The sequence below is a fragment of the Flavobacterium inviolabile genome, from assembly GCF_013389455.1.
GTDB classification, from domain to species: Bacteria; Bacteroidota; Bacteroidia; order Flavobacteriales; family Flavobacteriaceae; genus Flavobacterium; species Flavobacterium inviolabile.
This window is the reverse complement of the sequence record NZ_CP058278.1, coordinates 903,546-924,455: the sequence shown is the minus strand read 5'-3', so window position 1 is coordinate 924,455 and position 20,910 is coordinate 903,546. Positions and strand designations below refer to the sequence as shown.

Here is a 20,910-nt window from a genome sequence, read left to right as displayed (position 1 = left end):
CTCGCTAAAAGAGAATAATTCATTTTTTAACTTTAATTTAACCTTAAAAATAAAGACTATTGATTTTTTTACTCCAAAAAATAGTAAAAACCTATTTCAAATAATGCTTTAAGAGAAATTTTGTAGACGAATCATGACTATCTATTTTATTTTCAGTCACTTCCTTCAGTATTGTAGTGGCTAATGACTTCCCGTATTCAACGCCAAACTGGTCGTAACTGAATATATTCCAGATCACGCCCTGAACAAATATTTTATGTTCATACATCGCTATCAGACTTCCTAAAGATTCGGGAGTCAGCGCATTAATTAACAGTGTATTCGTAGGTCTGTTACCGTCAAATGCTTTGAAAGGCACCAGAAATTCCGGAACATTACTTTCCTTTTTCACCGTTTCTTCCGTTTTACCGTTAAGAAGTGCTTCCGTTTGTGCAAAAAAGTTGGACATCAATTTGTCATGATGGTCTTTATTGCCGTGCAGCGAGTTTACAAAACCGATAAAATCAGCAGGAATCAGTTTTGTTCCCTGATGAATTAACTGGAAAAAAGCATGCTGGGAGTTACTGCCCGGTTCGCCCCAGACAACTGTTCCGGTTTGATAGTTCACCGGATAGCCTTCTCTGTTAATCTGTTTTCCGTTGCTTTCCATAAATGCCTGCTGCAGATACGGCACCAGTTTTTGCAGGTAATGGGAATACGGTATAATCGCTTCCGTTTCTGCTTCAAAAAAGTTATTGTACCAGATACTCAGCAATCCTAAAACAACCGGAATATTGCGATCGAAAGCCGCCGTTTTGAAATGCAGATCCATTTCATTGGCGCCTTTTAATAGTTTTTCAAAATTTGGATATCCTACAGCAAGACTAATTGATAAGCCAACGGCGCTCCACAGCGAGAATCGGCCGCCTACCCAGTCCCACATCGGAAAGACATTCTCAGCCGCAATTCCAAATCCGGCTACCTTGTCAAGATTTGACGAAACTGCTACAAAGTGACTTGCAATAGCTTCCGGCTGGCCATAATTTAAAAACCATTCTTTTATGGTTTCGGCATTGGTAAGCGTTTCCTGCGTAGAGAATGTTTTGGAAACAATCACAAATAGTGTAGTTTCCGGATTCAGGTTTTTTATTTTTTCGGCAACATGATCGCCATCAATGTTCGAAACAAAGTGTAACGTAAGGTGATTTTTATAGAATTTTAAAGCTTCTACAACCATGTCCGGCCCTAAGTCGGAACCGCCAATGCCAATATTGACAATATCGGTAAAAGCCTTACCGGTAAATCCTTTCTTTTCACCGTTAATAATTTGCTCCGAGAAAAGCTGAATCTTGTTTTTTACCGCATGAATTTCCGGTATAATATTTTGCCCGTCAACAAGTATTTCTTTTTCGGCAGACCGCAAAGCCGTATGCAATACTGCTCTGTTTTCTGTAAAGTTGATCTTATCTCCTGAAAAATATTTAGCGATGGCATTTTTCAGCCCGGCTTCTTCCGCCAGGGCTGTTAAAAGGTCAAGCGTTTTTTTTTCAATCCTGTTTTTAGAATAATCCAATAGAAAATCGTTCCATAGAATATGGAATTTCTCCGTTCTTTGGGCATCGTTCGCAAAAAGTTCCTGCATTTTCACAAATTGCATGTCCTGAAAATGCTCGCGCAATTTTTGCCATGCAACTGTTCCGGTCGGATTCGTATTTTCTAACATTTATTCTCCAAACTTAGCTATTGAAACGCTGTCTAATTCTTTTTTAAGTGGCTTGATATATTCCATATACCGCGCTTTGTATTTTGAGCTCATAGGCTCGGAATTGGGTAGTTTCTGACGTAACGGATCTACCTGTATCCCGTTTTTCCAGAAACGGTAGCACACGTGCGGGCCGGTTGCCAGTCCGGTACTTCCTACTCTTCCAATCACATCTCCCTGCTGTACCCGTTGTCCCTGTCGTACTAAAATTTTCGACATGTGTAAATATTGTGTGGCAAAGGTTCCGTTGTGTTTCACTTTTACAAAGTTACCGTTTCCTGCCGTATATCCTGTTCGTTCCACCACTCCGGAAGCGGTTGTCATGATTGGTGTTCCGGTAGGTGCTGCATAATCCGTTCCGTTATGGGCTTTCCATTTTAACTGCACCGGATGAAAACGGCTTTTGGTAAAACGCGAGGTAATATTCACGAATTTCAAAGGCGCTTTCAAAAACATATTTTTCAGCACTTTTCCTTCTTCATCAAAATAGTCCACCCGCTTTGAATTCGGGTCCTGCTTAAACGGAAAGGCATATACTTTTTTTCCTTTGTATTCAAAATAGGAAGCATCAATGCTTTCTACTCCGGCATAAATGGTATCGCTGATGTATTTTTCGTTAATGGTCACTGCAAATTTATCGCCTTTCTGAATTTTAAAGAAGTCAATAGACCAGGCATAAATCCGGGATAACTGCGGTGCCAGTGAAGCGTCCACTCCAGCTCTTTTCAAGGTTTCGGACACCGATCCGTCAATTGCCGCAGCAATCGTTCTTCGTTTTATCGTAACCGGACGTTGTTTTTTGTGCACAGCAATAGAATCCCGCAGATCCACCACATAATAGGTCATTCTATCCGGCTGATAGATAAAAACCTTTAAATCATGCGGAGCCGTTTTGTTTTGCAGTAGCGTATATGGCTTCCCAATTCTAATATCGCGAACATTAAAGCTGTCTTTTACTTTTTCTGTAATTTCATGAATCTTTGCGGCGTCAAAGTTTTGGGCACCCAAAATCTTTCCGAAACTGTCTCCTGATTTTATCGTATCGTTTACGACTTTAAAATCATTAAGAGTAAAACCGTATTCTACCAGGATTTTCTCTTTTTTTACTTTTGTTTCTTTAACTTGCTTTTCCTCTTTTTTATTACAGGCGAATAATGTTGTTAATAATAATATGATGGCAATATACTTCAATTCTTGTAGGTTTTGTGGTTATTCTTTTATTCTCCCCATTTTTCCAATTCTATATCCGACCAAAGTTCCGGGAAAAATATCCTTCTTTGATATTTTGGCAACATATATTTTTTCCAATCACTTCCTCCGGTAGCTTCCTGCGTTCCCGGCACACTCTCAATATATTTAACAGCGGCATTATAGTGACCCATTACCCAGGTAATGTTTACGGTTTTGTCATAATGGCGCATTGCCTGTATCAGTTCTTCGTTTTGCTGGTCTTTTTCCGGCAGCTGTTTGAATTTTTTCCAAAGGTTAATGGTGTTGAATTCCTCCATATGTTCCAGGAAACTCTTTTTGTATTTCTTTTCAAACTCTTTGATCAGATAGGACTTTTCACCTGTTTTATAGTCTTTTCCGGCAGCCTGCCAGTACAAATGCTCAAAAGCATGCTCGTATGGCGTGTTTCGGTCTATTGTTGCTCTGAAACGGTGATCGATAAGGTTTATCAGATCTGTTGAAGCAAATTCTATCAAACGGTATTGTGCACTCTGAAAACCGCTGGCCGGCGTCAGGGTGTTTCTGAATTTTAAATATTGTTCGACTGCCATACCTTCTTTCATGATATCAAAAGAAGTGGTTAACATATCAAAATAACGGCTAATGCGCATCAGTTTGTCTGTAAACAGCGAGGTAGTAAGCTTTTCGCAGTGGGATACCTGGTTGATTTCCCATAGGATCATTTTGAAAAGCAATTCGTTTACCTGGTGGTACATGATAAAAACCATCTCATCAGGCAGCGTGGTTCTTTGAACCTGCAGACTCAAAAGCGGGTCTGTTTGTATATAATCCCAATACGTTATCGGCTTAGACCAAAGCATCCCTTCCAAATGGGTTTCGGTCTTTTGGTTTATAGCCTGATATTTCGCATCTATTTCATCAATTTTATTTTGAATCTCCGGGGTAATTTTCATTATTGGTTAACTTTAATTTTGAAAGAATTTTTAAGTCCTTTGAATCCATCCAAATCCGCTTTCAGTGAACCCACTGCCAAGCTCGCCTTCACTCTGATCGGCAAACGATTGTCATCGTCTGATATCCAAACTGTTAAACTCTCCTGCTCTTTAAAAACGCGTCCAGCTTGAACATAAGGTCGGAATACCATCGTGGAAATGGTCCCAAATTTAGTTTTTATATCTTCTCTACCGATAAATTTTAGCTTAAATTTAAATGTTTCATCATCAAAAAACATGTCGATCACGATGGCTTCGCCTTCTTTTAACTTGTCTATCTTGGGATGATTTCTCAAATAATAGAATGAAGATACAATATCTTGCACGTTTTCCGGCACTGAAAATGTTTTTTCAGTGTTCTTTTCATAATCTTTAACAAAAACTGTTTTTTTTGTTTGATTAAAAAAGCCTTCCTGGTTTTTCTTATAGCCGCCTTCGTCTATTTTCCGAATAAACTGGTACGGTCTCCCGGTTTCTTTGTCTATATAACTTTGATAATCGTCTTCAACCTTGAAGAAGAATTTTGTCATTCCTGTAGTGTAGCCATTTCCCAGAATATGGAAAACTTTTTTATTATTTCTTACTGCTTCCTGAACTTCCATGGTGGCATAACCTGCATTTACGATCCCGTAATGAATCCTAAACTTAAACCATTCACCGGCGGCGTAAGCACTGTCTTTTTGAGCAAAAGTAACTGCCGTTATCAGGAGGAAAAATAATATTACCGTTTTTTTCATGAGGCTCATTTTTTAACATTCGAAATAACAAGTTACAATTTCTGTTCCAAAAATAAGAAACAAAAAAACTCAGCCAAAAGAATGACTGAGTTTTTATGCTATTAACCAACCAAAAAACTATAAATTATGAAAATTTATTTCACAAATCTGAGGATTATGACGCCTCATTTTTGCGAGTGCAAAGGTATACAGTTTTTGTTGATTTACAAATCAATTTTTAACTTTAACACAATATTAGCAAAAAACAGCCTTTTTGAAGCATTGTTTTTGAAATATTCTCAGTTAAAAGTCCTTTTTTACAAAGTTCCTCTTAATTCCTGCTCTCTTTCGATAGATTCGAACAATGCTTTGAAGTTACCGGCACCGAATCCTCTGGCTCCCATTCGCTGAATTATTTCATAAAACAGCGTTGGTCTGTCTTCAACAGGCTTCGTAAAGATCTGCAATAAATATCCTTCTTCATCCGCGTCAACCATGATGGCTAACTTCTCCAGTTCTGCAATATCTTCTTTCATCATTTCCATGTGCTCACCCAATCTTGCCGGAATAGCATCATAATATGATTTTGGCGGAGCCGATAAAAATTCAACACCTCTTGCTTTCAATTGGGAAACTGTCGAAATGATATCGTCAGTAGCAATAGCGATGTGCTGTACACCCGGTCCGTTATAAAAATCCAAATATTCTTCAATCTGTGAACGTTTTTTACCTTCAGCCGGTTCGTTGATCGGGAATTTAATACGTCCGTTACCGTTAGACATCACTTTACTCATCAAAGCGGAGTATTCCGTATGGATCTGTTTGTCATCGAAAGAAAGGAAGTTTACGAATCCCATCACATCTTCATACCATTTTACCCAGGTATTCATTTCATTCCATCCCACATTTCCTACCATGTGATCGATGTATTTTAATCCAACCGACTCCGGATTGTAGTCTGATTCCCAGGCTCTGTAACCCGGTAAGAATACACCGTTGTAGTTTTTACGTTCCACAAAAATGTGAACCGTTTCACCATAAGTATAGATTCCGGAACGAACTACTTCACCAAACTCGTCTTTTTCAACTGTTGGCTCCATAAACGGACGCGCACCGCGTTTTGTAGTTTCTTCGAACGATTTTGTTGCATCCTCAACCCAAAGTGCCACAATTTTCACTCCGTCACCGTGTTTAACGATATGGTCGTTAATTGGCGAATCGGCATTTAAAGGCGTTGTCAGCACCAATCTGATTTTGTCCTGTTTCAAAACATAAGAAGCCCGGTCTCTAACACCGGTTTCCAATCCTGCATAAGCCAATGACTGGTATCCGAATGCTGTTTTGTAATAGTGTGCTGCCTGTTTTGCGTTCCCTACATAGAATTCTACATAATCCGTTCCTAAAAGCGGCAGAAAATCCTGAGCGCCCTCAAATATTTTTTCTAATCCGTATTCTACTGATTTTACTTCTTTACTCATTGTAATAATATTTTAAGCGGCTATTCCTTAATTAATTAACGAATAGCTCAAATGTTTGTTGTTTGTTTTTTATTTCTAAGAATTAGTGCTCTAACCAAGATTGGTAGTACTTATCGTCTGCAATTTTCATTGCTTCTTCGGTAACCATTAACGGCTTGAAAGTATCGACCATTACGGCCAATTCCTGCGTTTCGGTTTTACCGATGCTTCTTTCAACAGCTCCGGGGTGCGGTCCATGCGGGATTCCTGCCGGGTGTAATGAAATATGCCCAGCCTCAATATCGTTTCGGCTCATAAAGTCACCATCCACATAATACAGTACTTCATCACTGTCAATGTTACTGTGATTGTAAGGAGCCGGTATTGCATCCGGGTGATAATCATATAATCGGGGTACAAAAGAGCAAACCACGAAAGCATCCGTTTCAAAAGTCTGGTGTACCGGTGGCGGCTGGTGAATTCTTCCTGTAATCGGTTCGAAATCATGAATAGACAAAGCATACGGATAGTTGAATCCGTCATATCCCACTACATCAAAAGGATGCGTAGCATATACCATTTCAAAAATCTCGTCTTTCTTTTTTACTTTGATTACAAAGTCGCCTTTTTCATTATACGTTTCCAGTTCTTCCGGACGACGGATGTCTCTTTCACAAAAAGGAGAATGTTCTAAAAGCTGGCCAAACCAGTTGCGGTATCTTTTTGGAGTATAGATAGGTCTTCTTGACTCTACAATGAACAAACGGTTATCGTCTGTATCGAAATCGATTTTATAAATCATCCCCCGCGGAACAATCAGGTAATCACCATATTTAAAATCAAGATTCCCCAGCATCGTTCTTAATTTCCCGGTACCTCTGTGGATAAAAATCATTTCATCCGCATCTGTATTCTTATAGAAATAATCACGAGTCGATTCTTTTGGAGCAGCAAGTATAATAGTACAGTCACTATTCGTTAAAACGGCCTTTCTGCTTTCCAGATAATCATTTTCAGGCTGAACCTGAAATCCTCTCAGCCGGTAAGACTGGATGTTGTTATCTTTTGCAATCTTAGGAGCAACATTGTATTGCTTGCGGATTTCTTTTACTTGTGTCGGACGATGTTCGTGATACATATTGGTTGACATACCGTCAAATCCAACAGTTCCAAAAAGCTGCTCGTAGTATAAGTCTCCGTTTGGTTTACGGAAAATCGTATGTCTTTTTGGTGGAATTTGTCCTAATTTATGATAAAATGGCATATTTTTTTAATTTAAAAAATTTAAACTATAGCATCCTGATTTTCGCTCAGCGCTGTTGAAATATTTTAGCATAAACCAATACACTCATTCCGGATTTCTCTTAATGAGGTATTTTAACAGTCCTAATAAGCCTTCCCAATGTAAACTCATAATCATACAAATATCGGAATTAATCACAATCCCTTAAAATAAAAATTCCCAAAAAAAGCATTACTGACATTTTTTTGGGAATTTTAAACTAAAACGTTCTTATTTGTTCTTTTTATAACTCAATGCATATATCACAGCATGTATTACTGAGAATACCAGGGAGAAGTAAAAAAGGAAGGTATCGTCAATTTCAGGGTTCGAGTGGTGAACAAAAGCCACAATTACCAAAGCGATAACCATCCCTATTCCGGACAGGCTTACTACTTTGTAGCTGCTCTTATCAAACGTTCCCTTGTTCAAAATACTGTTTTTCATTCCGTAGAAAAGATAAAGGTCAAAACCAATCATCATCCATACAATCAAACGAATCCAGGTATCCAATGGTAAGAATACCATCATGAACAAGCATACAAAAATTCCCAATATCGGTACTAACGGCACTAATGGTGTTTTAAATGCTCTTGGTGCATCCGGCATTTTTTTACGCATTACCAATACACCCAGACAAACCAGGATAAAGGCAAATAAGGTACCGATACTCGTCATTTCCCCAACAACTCTAGCCGGTACGAATGCTGCAAACAAACTCACGATTAACATGAATAACAGGTTGTTTTTTGCAGGTGTTCTGTATTTCGGATGTACTTCCGAAAACACTTTTGGCATTAATCCGTCTTTACTCATTGAGAAGAAAACACGGCTTTGCCCCATTAACATTACTAAAATTACCGAAGCATATCCGGCAAGAATAGCTAAAATAATCGCTTTGTTCAACCATGGGAAAGCCGGAGTAATCATTCCGGAAGCATCTGCTGTTCCCATGTGGTCAATGGCAATTGCTACCGGAGCAATACCGTCCGCACCTGCAAAAGCGGAATAATTTACCACTCCCGTCATTACGTGAGCAAACAAAATATATAATACGGTACAAATCGTTAAGGATAATAAAATCCCGATTGGCATATCTCTTTTTGGGTTTTTAGCTTCCTGTGCGGCTGTTGAAACAGCATCAAAACCAATATAGGCAAAGAATACAATTGCTGCTGCACGGATAATTCCTGTAAAACCAAATTCACCGAATGTCCCTGTGTTAGTCGGAATGTATGGTGTATAGTTTTCCGGACGGATATACTGCCATCCTAATGCGATAAACACTAAAACAACGGTCACTTTTAGTAAAACAATGATTCCGTTAACCAAAGCAGACTCTTTTGTCCCTCTCATTAAAACCAAAGACATTACCATTACGATTAAAACCGCCGGGATATTGATGATTCCGCCTTCAAAAGGGGAATGTGTTAACGACTCACTGAGGTGAATGCCATAACCGTCGAGAAACTTAATGAGGTAACGCGACCAGCTAATGGAAACGGTGGCTGCTCCAACGGCATATTCCAACACTAAATCCCATCCGATAATCCAGGCGATAAACTCACCCATAGTTGCAAAGGAATACGTATAGGCACTACCGGCAACCGGAATCATCGATGAAAATTCCGCATAACACAATCCTGCAAAAAGACAGCCTATAGCGGCTACCACAAAGGAAATTGTAATGGCCGGACCGGCATTTGTAGCGGCTGCCAATCCTGTAATAGAGAAAAGTCCTGCTCCGATAATAGCCCCAACTCCTAATGCAGTTAATCCGGGGGCTGTTAATGTTTTCTTTAATCCCTTCTCAGACTCGGATGCTTCTTCAAGCAATTGTCCTAAAGGTTTTCGTTTCCAAATTGACATATTATAAGTTTTTTGGTTTTTTTTAGTTTTCAAAAATAGAATTTTTTAAAAACATTCACATATAAAATACCATTTAATATAAAAAATGTCGCTTTTTAAACGTTTCCTGCAATTTTAGAACCAAAATCCTACACTAAACCAAGTGTAATTTTCTTTCGTTTCCGGTGACCAGCTGTGTTTTATCTCAATCGGACCAATTAAGGTTTCAAATCCGTATCCCAAAGCATATCCGGAGTACTGTGCCTTTAAAAACCAGTCAGTTGTACGAAAAATCCTTGTTCCCACATTAGCATAGTTGGCCGTAAAGTTAATATGGTGCTTTTTATAAAACTCATAATCGAGCGTACCGCTTCCTTTTATATAGCTATCCCCGGCAATACTCAGGAAGTCGTAACCTAAAAAATGCCTGAAATTATTGATGGTCGTATATCCGTAACCACCCAGAACAAAGTCAAAATACGGAACGGAACGGTTACCGATGGTAAATCCGGCTTCCGATTGCAATTTCAGCGAAAGCTTTTTAAAGAATGTCTTTACGATTCCGGCATCGGCTTTGGCAATTGAAAACTGGCTCAAATGGTCTTCGCCTTTATCCGAGTATAAAATCGTTCTGAAATCGCCAAAGAAATACCATCCTCTTTTCGGAAAGTACTTCTGATCGAAGGAGTCGTATTTTAAATTTCCAAAAGCGGAAAAATAGTTATCACTTGTTAAAATCGGCGAGTTATTTTCCAGCGTGGACGATCTGATCTTTAAATGTTTGTGCTCCAGTCCGGCGCCGATCAGAAACTTCTGCGCAAAAACGGTCTGAAAATACATCTGATTGGTAAAATCAGAAAAATCAACATTAATCGATTTCAGTCCCAGATCCCGAAGCAGCTGACCGTCGCTAAAATCGGTGGCCACATTTTTATTGAACCTGTAGTATCTTGAGTTCACTCCGAAACTCCAGTAAAAACCGTTGTCTATGTAGTAATTCAGATTATACCTGAAATTATCTCCTAAAATAACATCCAGGGCAATAACATCATTTTTAAGTATGAATTTTTTCTGGGTCGCATTCAGCAATAAGGCACTTTTAAACAGTTCATCATAGTGCAGACCGAATTTCAGATAGCGGTTTATCGGATTTTCTTTAAGCGTCAGGATCAGGTTATCTCCTTTTTCGGCTTCATCAAAAGAATAGGAAATTGTACTAAAGTTTTGTGTAGCATTCAGGGTATTGATGCCTTTGTCTAATGCGGCATAAGTTATTTTTGAATTGGGATGAAAGCGCAGCTTCCCTAAAACATAGGCTCGGGTATAGCCTTCCAGTCCTTTTACATGTATATCGGCAACTTTTAAGGTATCTGTTAATCGTCTTGGTTCAAAAAGCCTTGACTTACTGGCGATGGCGCCCAATTTAACCAGATCTTCATAAACGGTAAAAGCCGCTTCTTCACCTTTTTTGATAATCTCACCTCCCTGATCGAAAGAAATTACAGAATACCCGTGAATATTAGGCTTGATATAAATATCGGTAGCCTTTTTTTTGGCTTCCATTTTTTCAATCATCGAAAAATTGGTGATCTGCAAAAGCACTCCGGTGGCACCGCCTATTGTTGTCCTGTCTTTTAGACCATCCTGAACGTCAACTCCGATGATCACATCGGCACCCATTTTTTTCAGTTCTTCAACGGGGTAATTATCCACAACACCACCGTCTACGAGTATTCTTCCGTCTATTTCCACAGGAGAATACAACGACGGAAAAGCACCGCTTGCCAGAATAGCCTGCGGCAATACGCCTTTTCGCAACACAATTTTTTCTCCGGTTTCAATATCGGTGGCGATACAGACAAACGGTATCGGCAGTTCGTTAAAGTCGCGGATATGGCGCACATGGTTCGTTAACCGCGTTAAGAGGTTATAGTTATACAATCCTTTTGAAAGGGCTGTTGGTACGCCTACTTTGAAATTATTAAAGGGCAAGGCCAAAGCATACACTTCATCGTTTCGTTTTTCAAAAAAACTCTTTGAGGAACGGGGAATATAATCCTGTAACAACGCGTCGGAATCGACTTCGCGAAAAATGGAATCCAATTGCCGGGCGGAATATCCGGAAGCATACAGTCCGCCGATGATGGCGCCCATACTGGTTCCGCCGATATAGTCAACCTGAACACCGGCTTCTTCCAACACTTTCAACACACCAATATGTGCCAGGCCTTTTGCTCCGCCACCACTCAAAACAACCCCTACTTTAGGTCTTTTTTCCTGTGAGAACACCGATTGTACTAAACAAAAGCTTAAAAATAGCAGTAATATATTTTTCATGTTACTTAGTAGCATTGGTTGCCTTGTAAAATTCGGTAATTTTTTTGGCTTTTGAAAGCCCCACAACGTCAGAAATTTCTTTTTCCGTTGCCAAAGTCAATCTTTTAACAGATTTAAAATGTTTTAGTAACGCAATCATCGTTTTCTCGCCAATTCCGGGAATGGTTTCCACCGAAGTCTGCAGCGCACTCTTACTTCTTTTATCCCTGTGAAAAGTGATTCCGAAACGATGCGCCTCATTTCTAAGATGTTGTATCGTTTTTAATGTTTCCGACTTTTTATCCAGGTACAAAGGCACCGAATCACCCGGATAATAAATCTCTTCCAGTCTTTTGGCTATGCCGATAATTGCAATTTTACCTCTCAGTCCCAAATCGTCCAGGCTTTTTAACGCCGACGACAGCTGTCCTTTACCACCATCGATGATGATTAGCTGCGGCAACGGTTCATTTTCGCCCAAAAGGCGCTTATACCGCCTGTATACCACCTCTTCCATTGAAGCAAAGTCATTGGGTCCTTCCACTGTTTTGATATTGAAGTGGCGGTAATCTTTTTTACTTGGTTTTCCGTCTTTAAACACCACACAGGCGGCAACGGGATTCGTTCCCTGGATATTGGAGTTATCAAAACATTCTATATGCCGTGGTTCCACCGGCAAACGCAGGTCTTTTTGCATCTGCGCCATAATCCTGTTGGTATGGCGGTCCGGATCTACAATTTTAATTTGTTTCAGCTGATCCAGACGATAGTATTTCGCGTTGCGTTCCGACAGGTCCAGAATCTGTTTTTTATCGCCCAGTTTCGGTACCGTTACCCGGATGGCCTCACCCATATCTATTTCAAAAGGCACTATTATTTCCTTTGAATTGAGGTGAAAACGCTCGCGAAGTTCCACAACAGCGAGTTCCAGCAGTTCCTGGTCGGTTTCTTCCAGTTTCTTTTTCAGCTCCATCGTGTGCGAACGGACAATCGCCCCGTGCGAAATCTGAAGAAAGTTAATATAGGCCATACTTTCATCGGAAACGATGGAGAAGACATCGATATTGGATATTTTCGGATTTAAGATCGTCGATCTGGACTGGTAATTTTCCAGCACTTCGATTTTCTCTTTTATTTTTTGAGCTTCTTCAAACCGCATGTCCATTGCCAGTTCGGTCATGTGTTTTTTAAAGTCTTTTAAGCTTTCTTTAAAGTTCCCTTTTAGAATTTCGCGAATGGCATTGACATGTTTCTGATAATTTTCCAGCGTTTCATATCCTTCACAGGGTCCTTTACAGTTACCGATATGGTATTCCAGGCAGACTTTAAATTTTCCGCTGTCAATATTAGCTTTACTCAGGTCGTAATTACAGGTTCGCAGCGGGTATAATTCCTTGATTAGCTCCAGAAGCGTATGTACCGTTTTAAAACTGGTATAGGGACCGAAATATTCCGAGCCGTCCTTTACCATATTACGGGTTGGAAATATTCTCGAAAAAGGTTCTTTCTTGATACAGATCCAGGGATAGGTTTTATCGTCTTTTAGCAGGACGTTATACCGCGGCTGTAATTTTTTAATCAGGTTGTTTTCCAATAAAAGCGCATCGGTTTCCGTAGGCACAACGATGTGCTTGATCGATACAATTTTTTTAACCAGTACATTGGTTTTTGCCGTATCGTGGATTTTATTAAAATAAGAAGAAACCCTTTTCTTTAAGTTTTTAGCCTTCCCGACATATAATATTTTTCCGTCTTTATCATAATATTGATATACCCCGGGACTATCGGGTAATGTTTGTATTTGAAGTTCTAAAGAAGGAATACTCATTGATGCGGTTCTGTTTTATCGGAATTTAATTCAAAATTACGAATAACATTTCTGAAAAGCGAAAAACAACCCACAACTTAGCGCCGGTATGCTATAATTGTATATTTTTATCTTTTGATTACAATTATGAATTACCAGCATAAGGATATTACCATCCTAAAAGAGACTGTTTTACCGGGTGAAAGCAAGACCATCAATATGGAAATTGCCAAGCTTCACACGATGACAAAATTAAAAATCCCGATTATCGTTGAACGTTCCAAAGTTCCCGGTCCAACCGTTTTATTCACAGCCGGCCTTCATGGCGATGAAATTAACGGAACAGAAATTGTCCGGCAGTTGATTATACAGAAAATCAACAAACCGAAAAGCGGCACGGTTATCTGTATTCCGATTATCAATGTTTTCGGATTTGTGAACAAAACCCGGGAGTTTCCGGACGGACGGGATCTGAACCGCGTATTTCCGGGCAGTAAAATGGGTTCGCTTGCCAGCCGTTTTGCCTATTACCTGCTAAAGGAGATCATCCCGCATGTGGATTATGCCATTGATTTTCATGCCGGCGGCGCCAGTCGTTTTAATACCGCACAGATCCGGATCATTCCGGATAACAAGGAGTTAAAAGACCTAGCCGATGTGTTTCATGCTCCTTTCACGCTGTATTCCAAAAACATCAGTGGTTCTTTCCGCAATTCCTGTCATAAATTAGGGGTCAAGATGTTACTGTTTGAAGGCGGAAAGTCAAATGATTTTAATGACGAAATTACTTTACAGGGCGTTGAAGGTGCCAAAAGGATTTTACATCATTTTGACATGCTGAACGGACGAAAGAAAACGCATATACCCGAAGACAAGAGCATTTACATTAATAAATCCAGCTGGATCCGCGCCAAATATTCCGGAATGTTTCACGGTCATACCAAAGTGGGCCGTTATGTGGAACGCGGTGATTTACTGGCAACCATTTCCGATCCGTACGGCAAGATCGAGCACAGGCTCAAAGCACCCAATTCGGGCTATATCATCAATGTAAACGATGCTCCCATAGTGTACCAGGGAGATGCCATTTATCATATTTCAACTTCCCTCAGCAATGAATAAAAAAGCGCTTCGAAAAAAATATAAGGAATTACGCCGGCAGCTTTCGCCGGATGAAGTGGAAGAGCAAAGCCTGGCTATTGCCAACAGGCTGCTGCAACTGGACATCTGGGATAAAACTTATTATCATTTATTCCTGCCGATAACCGAGCACAAAGAAGTTGACACCGAATTTATCCTGCAGATACTGGCCGGAAAAGACAAAGACATCATTATTTCGAAATCGGATTTTGAAACCCGCAAAATGACGCATTTCCTGCTAACCGACAATACCCGGATCAGGAAAAACGAGTACAATATTCCGGAACCGGTTGACGGGATCGAAGTGCCTTCTTCCAAAATAGATGTGGTTTTTGTACCGCTTTTGGCATTTGACACAAACGGGCACCGCGTAGGCTACGGAAAGGGCTTTTACGACACTTTCCTAGCCGAATGCAGGACAGACATCATCAAAGTAGGGCTTTCCTTTTTTGAGGCCGAAGCAATCATTCCTGACACCATTCCGCAGGATGTGCAACTGGATTATATCGTTACGCCTCATCAGACATACTCAATAAAAAAAGGGTGATTAAAGATCACCCTTTTTTATATTATCTGCAAACCCGTTAATACCTGCGGATTGCTCTTACTTTTTTTCCGTAGCTTTTATATTCCCACTCATTTATACTGGAATATTGCGTGTCGTACGATTGCGCCTGATCCATATTTTTTTCCGTAGACGACCAATATTCCCTTGGTGAAGCCGTTGGAATCGTATATGCCCCGACAGAACTTAAATAAAAGATTTTTAATTCTTCAATAGATGGTAAAAACCAATCATTAAGTCCGTTTACCGAATAGGCATCACAAACCTTTGCTGCCGTACCGTTATTAGTACATACCGACAGGATTCTTAGCGTATTCTCTAATCCGGAACCCACAATTGCCTGTGTCTGGCCTATTATTGATCCATAACATCCCCAGGTCATAACATTGGAACCATTATAAGTCAGATCATTCGGAGCCGCCTCCAGGTAACGCCATCCATTAGTTGTTTCTCCTTTATCATAAAACACATAACCTCCTGAAGCACCTATCTGACCTGCCGTTTTAAAACTTACTTCATTTCCATAGAAAACTTCCCCATTATAATCTTTGCCATAACTTCTCACATAGTACACCGTATTCATGATCAATCCCTGTACTACTCTCGAATAATCACCCAAAGCATTAGGATCTGTCACCATACCCGTCATATTTACACTTGTCCCGTTTGTCAAACTTGGATTTGGCGAAGTACTGTAACAAAAGCCTTTTTCGGCCACATTACCATAATGCGAATCATTCGAAATGACATTCCCGTTAAAAGAAGCTCTGTTAGTATATATTTCCTTTACAGCTGTTGTCGCCAACGAATATTTGAGTGGTGTAGTCATTGTAAGATTATTTCCGTAAACTATTCCGGTTCCGGTAACAGCATAGGCTCTCACATTATAGACCCGTCCGCCAAGATCCAGTATATCCGTATATGGCGTAATTTTAAAGAAATTTCCGGTTCCGGATCCATCAGCTGCAATGTAGTTTGTTAAATCCTTGGTTGGATTAGTATTATACCCCCAACAGAATCCTCTTTCGTGGTAACCATCACCTAATGACTGCACTGTAGCATTAAACTGAATATTTCCGCTGGGAAATGTAGTTGCCAATGTAACCAGTACAGGCGGTACAGCAGGCGTTGGCTCAGGATTTCCCGGGTTTCCTACAGAAGAATCGGAACTACACCCAATAAAGATTAAGAGAAACAATGAAAACAGTATTATTTTTTTCACAATAATTCATTTTAAAATTAAGGTGCCAAAAATAAAAAATCCTCCTAATAAAACATAAAATTCTTACTTTTTTTCTATTTTCCGAAAGCTTTTTTATTAAATACGATCAGAATCCCTACTCCCACCGATATTGCCATATCGGCTACATTAAAAATAGCATTGAAGAATGTGAAATGCTTACCGCCCCACAATGGCAGCCATTTGGGCAGGTTACCTTCCCAGATAGGGAAATACAGCATGTCTACTACTTTTCCGTGAAACCACGTTCCGTAAGGGTTGGAAGCAAATAATGATGCCGGTTCATGGAAGCTGTCGTTAAAGATAACGCCGTAAAAAACAGAGTCAATAATATTCCCGAAAGCTCCGGCTAATATTAAAGCCACCGCTACAATCAGGTAATTCGAACTGTTCTTTTTCACAGAATCATACAACCAGTATCCGATACCGCAAACTGCTACAATTCTAAAAAGTGTCAGAAATAATTTCCCATAAGTTCCCGGAATTTCAGCTCCCCAGGCCATACCTTCATTTTCAATAAAATGAATTCTAAACCATTCAAAAACATAAACCTCATCATTCAATACAAAGTTTGTTTTGATATAGATTTTAGACAGCTGATCAATGATCAAAACCAATATGACTAATAAATAGGATTTTCTTAAGGACATTTTTTATAATTTGAGCACAAAAATAAGAGAATTATTGATATAAAAAACGCTCCATACGGAGCGTTTTAAAAGATTTTGAAAAGATTAACGTTGTAAATTCTTCGCTTCAATACTCATTGTAGCATGCGGAACTAATTTTAATCTTTCCTTGTTTATTAATTTTCCGGTTACCTTACAGATACCATACGTTTTATTTTCAATACGGATTAACGCATTTTTCAAATCTCTGATAAATTTTTCCTGACGGATAGCCAGTTGTGAATTCGCTTCTTTAGACATGGTTTCGCTACCTTCTTCAAATGCTTTAAAGGTTGGTGACGTATCGTCTGTACCATTATTAAGGTCATTCATGTAGGCGCTTTTAATCAAATCCAAATCCGCTTTTGCTTTTTCCATCTTTTTCAAGATTAATTCTTTGAACTCAGCTAAATCAGCGTCGGAATATCTTATTTTTTCATCCACCATAATTTCTTTTATTTTGAAATTAATACTCTTGTTTTAATGTCATCAAACTCAATTTCTATACCATTGTTGATGTTTTCTTCAAAAATTAAGGCTTCGGTTAACGTTTCTGACTTTATATAGGACTCATTGCTCAAGATTGCATTTTCTAATTGCACATTTTTTTGCAGATGAACTTTAATTTTATCCGTTACTTCAAATCCCGAATCTTTTCTGATATTCTGGATACGGTTAACTAACTCTCTGGCGATTCCCTCTTTCCTTAACTCATCAGATATGGTAATATCTAATGCCACTGTAATCCCTCCGGAATTTGCTACCAACCAACCCTCAATATCCTGTGAAGAAATCTCTACATCTTCAGTTGTTAAATTAACACTTTTTTCTGAGATAACAAGCGCCAGGCTGCCTTCTTTCTCCAATTGACTGATCTGCTCCTGAGTGAATTTTTGTATCTCACTGGAAATCAATCCCATATCTTTACCAAAGCGCGGTCCTAAAACTTTAAAATTAGGCTTGATTTGTTTTACCAATACCCCTGAAGCATCGTCTAAAAGCTCAATCTCCTTAACGTTTACTTCCGCTTTAATCAGGTCGGAAACCGCCTCAATTTCAGAACGTTGTTCTTCGTCAAGTACCGGAATCATTACCTTTTGCAATGGCTGACGCACTTTGATCATTTCCTTTTTACGCAGGGATAAAACCAGTGAAGAAATCGTTTGTGCTTTCTGCATTTTGCTTTCTAACGATTTATTAACAAAGTTTTCAACGTATTGCGGAAACTCGGCCAAATGTACACTATCATATTGTTCCGACTGTGTTGCCTGCGTTAAGTCTCTGTAAAGTTTATCCATAAAGAAAGGAGCAATTGGCGCACCCAGCTTCGAAACGGTTAACAAACAGCTGTATAAGGTTTGGTAGGCCGCGATTTTATCCTGGGCATATTCTCCTTTCCAGAAACGTCTTCTGCACAAACGCACATACCAGTTACTCAGATTTTCCTGAACGAAATCGGATATTGCCCGCGCCGCTTTTGTAGGCTCATAGTCTGCATAAAACTCATCCACATTCTTTACCAATGTATTCAGCTCCGACAGGATCCAACGGTCAATTTCCGGTCTTTCTTCCAGCGGCACTTCCGCTTCCTGATATTGGAAACCGTCAATGTTCGCATACAAAGAGAAGAAAGAATAGGTATTATAAAGGGTTCCGAAGAATTTACGTCGCACTTCTGCCACCCCTTCAATATCAAATTTCAGGTTATCCCAAGGATTCGCATTCGAGATCATGTACCAACGCGTAGCATCCGGACCATATTCTTTTAAGGTTTCAAACGGGTCAACGGCATTTCCTAAACGTTTGGACATTTTCTGTCCGTTTTTATCCAATACCAGTCCGTTAGAAACTACGTTTTTATAGGCTACTTTATCAAATACCAGCGTAGCGATGGCATGCAAGGTATAAAACCATCCTCTGGTCTGGTCTACTCCCTCAGCAATAAAATCTGCCGGGAAAGCAATATTGTTATCCACCAGTTCTTTGTTTTCAAACGGGTAATGCCATTGTGCATACGGCATCGAACCACTATCGAACCATACGTCGATAAGATCGCTTTCCCGCTGCATCGGTTTTCCGCCTGGTGAAACCAGCGTAATTGTATCCACGATATTTTTATGAAGGTCTACCAAATCGTAGTTCTCTTCACTCATGTTACCGATTTCAAATCCTTTAAACGGGTTTTCCGTTTGTAATCCCGCAGCTATTGCTTTTTCAATTTCCGCATATAATTCTGCTACCGAACCGATTATCAGTTCTTCCGATTTGTCTTCCGTTCTCCAGATAGGCAACGGAATTCCCCAATATCGGGAACGGGATAAGTTCCAGTCGTTTGCATTTTTCAACCAGTTTCCAAAACGTCCTTCTCCGGTTGCTTTCGGCTTCCAGTTGATCGTTTCGTTAAGGTCAAACATTCTATCCTTGATTTCGGTTACCTTGATAAACCAGGAATCCAACGGATAGTATAAAATAGGTTTGTCCGTTCTCCAGCAATGCGGGTAACTATGGACATATTTTTCCACTTTAAAAGCTTTATTCGCTTCTTTCAGCATGATAGCGATCTCTACATCAACGGAACGTTCCGGAGCTTCACCATCGTTATAATATTCATTCTTTACATATTTACCGCCCATCTCGGCTCCCATCTGTTTGATAAATTTACCTTGTAAATCTACCAGTGGAACCGGGTTTCCGGCATCATCCAATACTAACATCGGCGGCACTTCCGGCACCGCTTCTTTTGCCACTTTAGCATCATCCGCACCAAATGTAGGCGCCGTATGTACAATACCGGTACCGTCTTCTGTGGTTACAAAATCACCCGGGATCACGCGGAAAGCGTTTTCCGGATGCTGATACGGTAACGTATAGGCTAACAATTGTTCGTACTGCGTTCCTACTAAATCTGCTCCTTTTGCTTCTGCCAGTACTGCATACGGGATCTTTTTATCTTCCTGTTTGTAGTTTTCAAAATCGGCATCACTTTCTGCCAGGAAATATTTCCCTGCAAACTGTTTTGCCAACAGCGGTTTTGCCAGGATGACATTTACCGGCTCGAACGTGTACTGGTTGAAGGTTTTTACTAAAACATAATCGATTTTAGGTCCTACCGTTAAAGCGGTATTGGACGGTAACGTCCATGGCGTAGTCGTCCATGCCAGGAAATGGATCGTTCCGAAACCTTTTAAAAAGTCCGGTAACGTTTCTTCTTTTGCTTTAAACTGCGCTACTATTGTTGTATCGGTAATATCCCGGTAACTTCCCGGCTGGTTAACCTCATGGGAACTCAGTCCGGTACCTGCTTTTGGCGAGTACGGCTGGATGGTATAGCCTTTGTACATCAGCTCTTTATCATAGATCTGCTTTAACAGCCACCAAACGCTTTCCATATATTTGGATTTGTAGGTAACATACGGATCTTCCATATCTACCCAGTAGCCCATTTTTTCGGTCAGGTCATTCCACACGTCTGTATAACGCATAACGGTTCTTTTACACGCTTCGTTATATTCTGCAATGGTAATCTTGGTACCGATATCTTCTTTCGTGATTCCCAGTTCTTTTTCCGTTCCTAACTCTACCGGAAGTCCGTGAGTATCCCAGCCTGCTTTACGCTTTACCTGGAATCCTTTTTGAGTTTTATAACGACAAAAAATATCCTTAATGGAACGTGCCATCACGTGGTGAATACCCGGCAATCCGTTTGCTGAAGGTGGTCCTTCAAAAAACACGAATGGCTGGTTTCCTTCACGCGAAGTGATACTCTTTTCAAAGATGTTTTGCTCTTTCCAAAAATCAAGCACCTCAGATGCTACTGTTGGCAAATCAAGTCCTTTGTATTCAGTAAATTTCGTACTCATTTTGTCGTTTTTTCTAATCAATTCGCGAAAGTACGGATTTTTGAATAATTCTTAGTTAAGACAATTAGAAAATAGCAGTTTGCAAAG

Annotated in this window: 15 protein-coding genes; 2 read left to right on the top strand and 13 right to left on the bottom strand. The window is 39.8% G+C overall.

The window, feature by feature from the left end; all coding sequences use genetic code 11:
* Positions 1–91 precede the first annotated feature (91 nt).
* The 9 genes from pgi to uvrC form a co-directional block, all read right to left on the bottom strand.
* Complete coding sequence (gene pgi / locus HW120_RS04235; RefSeq protein WP_177731148.1) at positions 92–1,702, bottom strand: glucose-6-phosphate isomerase; 1,611 nt, start codon at positions 1,700–1,702, stop codon at positions 92–94.
* Positions 1,703–2,932 (bottom strand): M23 family metallopeptidase, encoded by a 1,230-nt coding sequence (locus HW120_RS04230; protein WP_177731146.1) that lies wholly within the window; start codon positions 2,930–2,932, stop codon positions 1,703–1,705.
* 26 nt (positions 2,933–2,958) lie between these two features.
* Entirely contained in the window at positions 2,959–3,885 is a 927-nt protein-coding gene (locus tag HW120_RS04225) for a tryptophan 2,3-dioxygenase family protein (RefSeq protein ID WP_177731144.1), read from the bottom strand.
* Positions 3,885–4,661: a DUF3108 domain-containing protein gene (locus HW120_RS04220; RefSeq protein ID WP_177731142.1), complete on the bottom strand. Its 777-nt coding sequence runs from the start codon at positions 4,659–4,661 to the stop codon at positions 3,885–3,887. Before HW120_RS04220 ends, HW120_RS04225 begins: the two co-directional genes overlap by 1 nt.
* A 296-nt stretch (positions 4,662–4,957) precedes the next feature.
* A complete protein-coding gene (gene hppD, locus HW120_RS04215; RefSeq protein ID WP_177731140.1) occupies positions 4,958–6,118 on the bottom strand; it encodes a 4-hydroxyphenylpyruvate dioxygenase in 1,161 nt (386 codons plus the stop codon).
* 82 nt (positions 6,119–6,200) lie between these two features.
* Complete coding sequence (locus tag HW120_RS04210) at positions 6,201–7,361, bottom strand: homogentisate 1,2-dioxygenase (protein ID WP_177731137.1); 1,161 nt, start codon at positions 7,359–7,361, stop codon at positions 6,201–6,203.
* Positions 7,362–7,610: 249 nt separating this feature from the next.
* Complete coding sequence (locus HW120_RS04205) at positions 7,611–9,248, bottom strand: amino acid permease (protein ID WP_177731135.1); 1,638 nt, start codon at positions 9,246–9,248, stop codon at positions 7,611–7,613.
* A 114-nt stretch (positions 9,249–9,362) separates the two neighbouring features.
* Positions 9,363–11,564, bottom strand: coding sequence for a patatin-like phospholipase family protein (locus HW120_RS04200; protein WP_177731133.1), 2,202 nt, complete (start codon positions 11,562–11,564; stop codon positions 9,363–9,365).
* Between the two features lies 1 nt (position 11,565).
* Entirely contained in the window at positions 11,566–13,371 is a 1,806-nt protein-coding gene (gene uvrC / locus HW120_RS04195; protein ID WP_177731131.1) for an excinuclease ABC subunit UvrC, read from the bottom strand.
* A 126-nt stretch (positions 13,372–13,497) separates the two neighbouring features.
* On the opposite strand from uvrC, the gene HW120_RS04190 reads away from it, so the two are divergent.
* The gene (locus HW120_RS04190; protein ID WP_394353041.1) at positions 13,498–14,472 is read left to right on the top strand and encodes a succinylglutamate desuccinylase/aspartoacylase family protein; all 975 of its coding nucleotides are present in this window, start codon (positions 13,498–13,500) and stop codon (positions 14,470–14,472) included.
* Positions 14,465–15,037: a 5-formyltetrahydrofolate cyclo-ligase gene (locus HW120_RS04185; protein ID WP_177731129.1), complete on the top strand. Its 573-nt coding sequence runs from the start codon at positions 14,465–14,467 to the stop codon at positions 15,035–15,037. The genes HW120_RS04190 and HW120_RS04185 overlap by 8 nt, the downstream gene beginning before the upstream one ends.
* 37 nt (positions 15,038–15,074) lie before the next feature.
* Here HW120_RS04185 and HW120_RS04180 read toward each other — a convergent pair whose 3' ends face one another.
* The 4 genes from HW120_RS04180 to ileS form a co-directional block, all read right to left on the bottom strand.
* Positions 15,075–16,277, bottom strand: a complete 1,203-nt coding sequence (locus HW120_RS04180; RefSeq protein ID WP_177731127.1) for a hypothetical protein — start codon at positions 16,275–16,277, stop codon at positions 15,075–15,077.
* A gap of 74 nt (positions 16,278–16,351) precedes the next feature.
* Positions 16,352–16,945 carry a lipoprotein signal peptidase gene (locus HW120_RS04175; RefSeq protein ID WP_177731125.1) on the bottom strand — a complete coding sequence of 198 codons (594 nt, stop codon included), beginning with the start codon at positions 16,943–16,945 and terminating at the stop codon, positions 16,352–16,354.
* Positions 16,946–17,029: 84 nt separating this feature from the next.
* A complete protein-coding gene (locus HW120_RS04170; RefSeq protein WP_177731123.1) occupies positions 17,030–17,410 on the bottom strand; it encodes a TraR/DksA family transcriptional regulator in 381 nt (126 codons plus the stop codon).
* 8 nt (positions 17,411–17,418) lie between these two features.
* Complete coding sequence (gene ileS, locus HW120_RS04165; protein WP_177731121.1) at positions 17,419–20,823, bottom strand: isoleucine--tRNA ligase; 3,405 nt, start codon at positions 20,821–20,823, stop codon at positions 17,419–17,421.
* Between the last annotated feature and the right edge of the window lie 87 nt (positions 20,824–20,910).